1 protein-coding gene is annotated in these 1,225 nt (G+C 42.5%); it reads left to right on the top strand.

The window, feature by feature from the left end:
- Positions 1-213 precede the first annotated feature (213 nt).
- Positions 214-1,161 carry a 23S rRNA pseudouridine(955/2504/2580) synthase RluC gene (gene rluC / locus R7Q47_RS25270; protein WP_021449846.1) on the top strand — a complete coding sequence of 316 codons (948 nt, stop codon included), beginning with the start codon at positions 214-216 and terminating at the stop codon, positions 1,159-1,161.
- The last annotated feature ends 64 nt before the right edge of the window (positions 1,162-1,225 follow it).

Below are 1,225 nucleotides of genomic sequence, written 5' to 3'. Positions count from 1 at the left end.
TAAACTCAAACTTTCCAATTTATAACTGGCTGTTAAATAAGCGATTGAATCACGTAAACTTCCAAAGACAGAAAACAAAACCCGAACAAGGGAAAGGGTTTTAATAATCTAAACAAAAGGTTGGCGTATTTCGGAGCAGATTCTCGCAACAAGTGTTTCTTTTGCAGCAAGAATAATGTGAAGTCACGCGGATTTACGTTTACAATAGCGCGCATGAGCGAGATAAGAACACAAGTCCAGTTCGTTGATATCGACGAAGACATGGCGGGTCAACGCATTGATAACTTCTTGCGTAACCAATTAAAAGACATTCCAAAGAGCATGATTTATCGAATCGTGCGTAAGGGTGAAGTGCGCGTGAACAAAAAGCGCATCAAAGCCGAATATAAACTAAAAGCTGGCGACCTAGTCCGAATTCCACCTGTAACGGTTGAGAAAAAGGAAGAGGATGTCGCACCAAGCACGAAACTCAATAAGGTTGCTGAACTAGAACATATGATCATTTATGAAGATGATCATATGCTGATTCTGAACAAACCGTCTGGTACAGCAGTGCATGGTGGTAGTGGCTTGAAGTTTGGTGCAATTGAAGCATTAAGGGCATTGCGTCCACAGGCACGCTTCCTCGAATTGGTTCACCGTATTGACAGAGATACCTCAGGTATTTTACTGGTTGCTAAAAAGCGCTCGGCGCTTCGCCATTTGCAAGCGCAGTTCCGTGAAAAAACGGTGAAGAAGTTTTACTTCGCCTTAGTGATGGGGCAATGGAAAAGCAACTGTAAAGTTGTGAACGCCCCCCTACTTAAAAATGAAGTGAACAGTATTGTACGAGTGAACCCAAACGGTAAGCCATCAGAAACGCGTTTCAAAATTCTTGAGAAATTTGAGCAAGCGACGTTGATTCAAGCCAGCCCAATTACGGGGCGTACTCACCAAATTCGTGTGCATACTCAGTACACCGGACATCCTATCGCATGGGATGATCGTTACGGAGATAGACGTTTTGATGCCTACACTGGTCAACTTGGATTGGACCGTTTGTTTTTGCATGCCGCGAACATTAAGTTTCAACATCCGTCTAATGATGAATGGATGGAAATTAATGCTCCGATGGAATCCAAACTAGAGAAAGTGCTTGTTGGATTAAGAAAGGCAAACTGAACGCATTTACTATAAACAAAGGGAGCCCTAGCTCCCTTTTTGCATTTCACTTATATATTAGGTT

The organism is Vibrio sp. Vb0349 (assembly GCF_033338975.1).
Note: the sequence above shows the minus strand (reverse complement) of the source record. Positions and strands in the feature narration are given on the sequence as shown.